Annotated in this window: 2 tRNA genes and 3 rRNA genes; all 5 read right to left on the reverse strand. The window is 51.3% G+C overall.

The annotated features are described in order from the left end of the window. Positions 1 to 6: 6 nt before the first annotated feature. Positions 7 to 119, reverse strand: a 5S ribosomal RNA gene (gene rrf, locus DBR47_RS23735). A 216-nt stretch (positions 120 to 335) separates the two neighbouring features. Beyond that, positions 336 to 3,218 (reverse strand): 23S ribosomal RNA (locus DBR47_RS23740). 349 nt (positions 3,219 to 3,567) lie between these two features. Then, positions 3,568 to 3,643 (reverse strand) — tRNA-Ala (locus DBR47_RS23745). Between the two features lie 91 nt (positions 3,644 to 3,734). Continuing rightward, a tRNA-Ile gene (locus tag DBR47_RS23750) sits at positions 3,735 to 3,811 on the reverse strand. A 182-nt stretch (positions 3,812 to 3,993) separates the two neighbouring features. Next, positions 3,994 to 5,517 (reverse strand): 16S ribosomal RNA (locus DBR47_RS23755). The 16S, 23S and 5S rRNA genes sit together here with 2 tRNA genes alongside, the layout of an rRNA operon. Positions 5,518 to 5,720: the final 203 nt, after the last annotated feature.

The following is a 5,720-nucleotide window of genomic DNA, read 5'->3' on the forward strand; positions in this document are numbered from 1 at the left end:
ATATTAGCCTGACGATGACCTACTTTCACACGGGAATCCGCACTATCATCGGCGCTGAGTCATTTCACTGTCCTGTTCGGGATGGGAAGGAGTGGGACCAACTCGCTATGGTCATCAGGCTTAACTGGCTGACTTGCTGTTCGCTGAACAACAAGTCCAATTTGTAGAGCTGCGCAGTATACATGAGTTTCTCTTGTATCTGGCTTCGAATCAGCTTTGATTTTGATTGCGTTCAATTCAGACTTCTGAAGAACAGCATAACTTGTATTGACTACTCAATAATCCTTGGCTCGTTCAGTGATCGATTCTCATCTCTCACGAACTGTCAAAGTTATAGGGTCAAGCCTCACGGGCAATTAGTACTGGTTAGCTTAACGCATTACTGCGCTTCCACACCCAGCCTATCAACGTCCTGGTCTCGAACGACCCTTCAGGGGGCTCTAGGCCCCGGCAAGACTCATCTTGAGACGAGTTTCCCGCTTAGATGCTTTCAGCGGTTATCTCTTCCGCACTTAGCTACTCGGCGATGCCACTGGCGTGACAACCGATACACCAGAGGTGCGTCCACTCCGGTCCTCTCGTACTAGGAGCAGGCTCTCTCAATCTTGCAGCGCCCACGGAAGATAGGGACCAAACTGTCTCACGACGTTTTAAACCCAGCTCACGTACCTCTTTAAATGGCGAACAGCCATACCCTTGGGACCGGCTACAGCCCCAGGATGAGATGAGCCGACATCGAGGTGCCAAACACCGCCGTCGATATGAACTCTTGGGCGGTATCAGCCTGTTATCCCCAGAGTACCTTTTATCCGTTGAGCGATGGCCCTTCCATACAGAACCACCGGATCACTTTGTCCTACTTTCGTACCTGCTCGACTTGTCAGTCTCGCAGTCAAGCACGCTTATGCCAATGCACTATCAACACGATTTCCGACCGTATTTAGCGTACCTTCGAACTCCTCCGTTACACTTTGGGAGGAGACCGCCCCAGTCAAACTGCCCACCATACACTGTCCCCAATCCCGATAAGGGACCAAGGTTAGAACCTCAAACACACCAGGGTGGTATTTCAACGTTGGCTCCATGAGAACTAGCGTCCTCACTTCAAAGCCTCCCACCTATCCTACACAGATCTGTTCAAAGTCCAATGTAAAGCTACAGTAAAGGTTCATGGGGTCTTTCCGTCTTTCCGCGGGGAGATTGCATCATCACAAACATTTCAACTTCGCTGAGTCTCTGGAGGAGACAGTGTGGCCATCATTACTCCATTCGTGCAGGTCGGAACTTACCCGACAAGGAATTTCGCTACCTTAGGACCGTTATAGTTACGGCCGCCGTTTACTGGGACTTCAGTCAAGAGCTTGCACCCCATCATTTAATCTTCCAGCACCGGGCAGGAGTCACACCCTATACGTCGACTTTCGTCTTTGCAGAGTGCTGTGTTTTTAATAAACAGTTGCAGCCACCGATTCTCTGCGACCCCATTCGGCTCCAGGAGTAAATCCCTTCACCTAATAGAGGCACACCTTCTTCCGAAGTTACGGTGTCAATTTGCCGAGTTCCTTCTCCAGAGTTCTCTCAAGCGCCTTAGAATACTCATCTCGCGCACCAGTGTCGGTTTGCGGTACGGTCGTGTGTAGCTGAAGCTTAGTGGCTTTTCTTGGAAGCAGGGTATCACTCACTTCGGCAGACAAGCTGCCTCGTTATCACGCCTCATCTCAGATCCCCGGATTTGCCTAAGGACCACGACTACACGCTTGAACCAACTATTCCAACAGTTGGCTGAGCTAACCTTCTCCGTCCCCACATCGCACTACACATCGGTACAGGAATATTTACCTGTTTCCCATCAGCTACGCATCTCTGCCTCGCCTTAGGGGCCGACTCACCCTACGCCGATGAACGTTGCGTAGGAAACCTTGCGCTTTCGGCGAGGGGGCTTTTCACCCCCTTTAACGCTACTCATGTCAGCATTCGCACTTCTGATACCTCCAGCAGGCTTCACAACCCACCTTCACAGGCTTACAGAACGCTCTCCTACCACGTGCAATAAATTGCACATCCGCAGCTTCGGTAACTGGCTTAGCCCCGTTACATCTTCCGCGCAGGACGACTCGATCAGTGAGCTATTACGCTTTCTTTAAATGATGGCTGCTTCTAAGCCAACATCCTGACTGTTTTAGCCTTCCCACTTCGTTTCCCACTTAGCCAATTTTGGGGACCTTAGCTGGCGGTCTGGGTTGTTTCCCTCTTGAGTCCGGACGTTAGCACCCGGTGCTCTGTCTCCCAAGCTGTACTCATCGGTATTCGGAGTTTGCAATGGTTTGGTAAGTCGCCATGACCCCCTAGCCATAACAGTGCTCTACCCCCGATGGTAATACTTGAGGCACTACCTAAATAGTTTTCGGAGAGAACCAGCTATTTCCAAGTTTGTTTAGCCTTTCACCCCTATCCACAGCTCATCCGCTAATTTTGCAACATTAGTCGGTTCGGACCTCCAGCACCTGTTACGGTACCTTCATCCTGGCCATGGATAGATCACTTGGTTTCGGGTCTACACCCAGCGACTAATTCGCCCTATTCGGACTCGATTTCTCTACGGCTTCCCTATTCGGTTAACCTCGCCACTGAATGTAAGTCGCTGACCCATTATACAAAAGGTACGCAGTCACCCTTGCGGGCTCCTACTTTTTGTATGCATACGGTTTCAGGATCTATTTCACTCCCCTCCCGGGGTTCTTTTCGCCTTTCCCTCACGGTACTAGTTCACTATCGGTCGATTACGAGTATTTAGCCTTGGAGGATGGTCCCCCCATATTCAGACAGGATTACACGTGTCCCGCCCTACTTGTCTTACGCTTAGTTCCACACCGCAGCATTTCTCATACGGGGCTATCACCCGCTATGGCCGGACTTTCCATTCCGTTCTGATATACACGATGCTAAAACGTAAAGGCTACTCCAATTTCGCTCGCCACTACTTTCGGAATCTCGGTTGATGTCTTTTCCTCGAGCTACTGAGATGTTTCAGTTCACCCGGTTCGCCACAATGACCTATGTATTCAGTCAGAGTTACCCCTCGCGGGGTGGGTTTCCCCATTCAGAAATCTCCGGATCAAAGCTAATTTGCCAGCTCCCCGAAGCTTATCGCAGGCTATCACGTCTTTCGTCGCCTGTAATCGCCTAGGCATCCACCATATGCACTTAGTCACTTGACCCTATAACTTTGACAGCGCTGACTGCACTGTCGGTCAAGAACTCGGATAAACCCGTTTCATCGGTCTATCCGTTATTGAGTATTTACGCGTTACGCCGTTCTTCATATCTAATCAATTTCTTGCTTAGTTGAAGTCTTGTGTTTGACGCAATCAAAATGTTGCCGACGGCACGGTGTCTAGCCCCCTTTACGAAGAAACTAAACTTTCCGTCGACAACGCTGATTCGACTCTACAAATTGTTAAAGAACAACAGCCGACTCTTTCGAGCCTTATGACTGACAAACCACAACAACCGCTCACGCTTGCGCGCAACGGATGCTTTGGTTTGTCAACCATGGAGCAGAGTAATTGGTGGAGGATGACGGGATCGAACCGACGACCCCCTGCTTGCAAAGCAGGTGCTCTCCCAGCTGAGCTAATCCCCCGCAAACCTCGCCATACTGCGTTGCTCAACACCTTACATAGCGTTGCTATGCTGCGGTGTCTCACGCCTTGTCTGGCAAGCTTTGTCTCTCGTGGTGGGTCTGGCTGGATTCGAACCAGCGACCCCCGCCTTATCAAGACGGTGCTCTAACCAACTGAGCTACAGACCCACGCGTTTGTTGCGTGCCCTGCCTCTCAGTAACGCTTGCCTTTTGAGGCCAGCTCGGCAGGCTCACGCTATTACTCTTCTGTTGAATCACAGCCGATAAGTGTGGGCGCTTAAATCTGAGTGCATGTGGATCTCGCTGGACGCTTGTTGCAAGCAACAAACCTCTGCTCGACCATTTTCTAGAAAGGAGGTGATCCAGCCGCACCTTCCGATACGGCTACCTTGTTACGACTTCACCCCAGTCACGAACCCTGCCGTGGTAATCGCCCTCCTTGCGGTTAGGCTAACTACTTCTGGCAGAACCCGCTCCCATGGTGTGACGGGCGGTGTGTACAAGACCCGGGAACGTATTCACCGCGGCAAGCTGATCCGCGATTACTAGCGATTCCGACTTCACGCAGTCGAGTTGCAGACTACGATCCGGACTACGACCGGTTTTCTGGGATTAGCTCCCCCTCGCGGGTTGGCAGCCCTCTGTACCGGCCATTGTATGACGTGTGTAGCCCTACCCATAAGGGCCATGATGACCTGACGTCATCCCCACCTTCCTCCGGTTTGTCACCGGCAGTCTCATTAGAGTGCCCTTTCGTAGCAACTAATGACAAGGGTTGCGCTCGTTGCGGGACTTAACCCAACATCTCACGACACGAGCTGACGACGGCCATGCAGCACCTGTGTGACAGTTCTCTTTCGAGCACTCCCAAATCTCTTCAGGATTCTGTCCATGTCAAGGGTAGGTAAGGTTTTTCGCGTTGCATCGAATTAAACCACATCATCCACCGCTTGTGCGGGTCCCCGTCAATTCCTTTGAGTTTCAACCTTGCGGCCGTACTCCCCAGGCGGTCAACTTCACGCGTTAGCTTCGTTACTGAGAAGAAACCCTCCCAACAACCAGTTGACATCGTTTAGGGCGTGGACTACCAGGGTATCTAATCCTGTTTGCTCCCCACGCTTTCGTGCATGAGCGTCAGTACAGGTCCAGGGGATTGCCTTCGCCATCGGTGTTCCTCCGCATATCTACGCATTTCACTGCTACACGCGGAATTCCATCCCCCTCTACCGTACTCTAGCCATGCAGTCACAAATGCAGTTCCCAGGTTGAGCCCGGGGATTTCACATCTGTCTTGCATAACCGCCTGCGCACGCTTTACGCCCAGTAATTCCGATTAACGCTTGCACCCTACGTATTACCGCGGCTGCTGGCACGTAGTTAGCCGGTGCTTATTCTTCAGGTACCGTCATTAGGTCTCTGTATTAGAGAAACCCGTTTCTTCCCTGACAAAAGCGGTTTACAACCCGAAGGCCTTCTTCCCGCACGCGGCATGGCTGGATCAGACTTGCGTCCATTGTCCAAAATTCCCCACTGCTGCCTCCCGTAGGAGTCTGGGCCGTGTCTCAGTCCCAGTGTGGCTGGTCGTCCTCTCAGACCAGCTACAGATCGTCGCCTTGGTGGGCTTTTACCCCGCCAACTAGCTAATCTGATATCGGCCGCTCCAATTGCGCGAGGTCTTGCGATCCCCCGCTTTCACCCTCAGGTCTCATGCGGTATTAGCCACTCTTTCGAGTAGTTATCCCCCACAACTGGGCACGTTCCGATATATTACTCACCCGTTCGCCACTCGTCAGCTTAACCTGTTACCGTTCGACTTGCATGTGTAAGGCATGCCGCCAGCGTTCAATCTGAGCCAGGATCAAACTCTACAGTTCGATCTTGTTTTACTCAACGGAATCGACTAAAAACCATTTGCATAGTTCTCAATCTTAATTTCCGTGAGCGTTTAAAGTCTAAGAGACTTGATACTTGGTCACCCAAATATCAGCACTCATCTTCAAACACCCACGCTTATCGGCTGTTAATTTTTAAAGAACTCAAGCAACACCACTGTCTTGCTTGTTCGCTGCTGACTCGG

Origin of the sequence: Paucibacter sp. KBW04 (genome assembly GCF_003852425.1) — a bacterium.
Classification (GTDB): Bacteria; Pseudomonadota; Gammaproteobacteria; order Burkholderiales; family Burkholderiaceae_C; genus Paucibacter_A.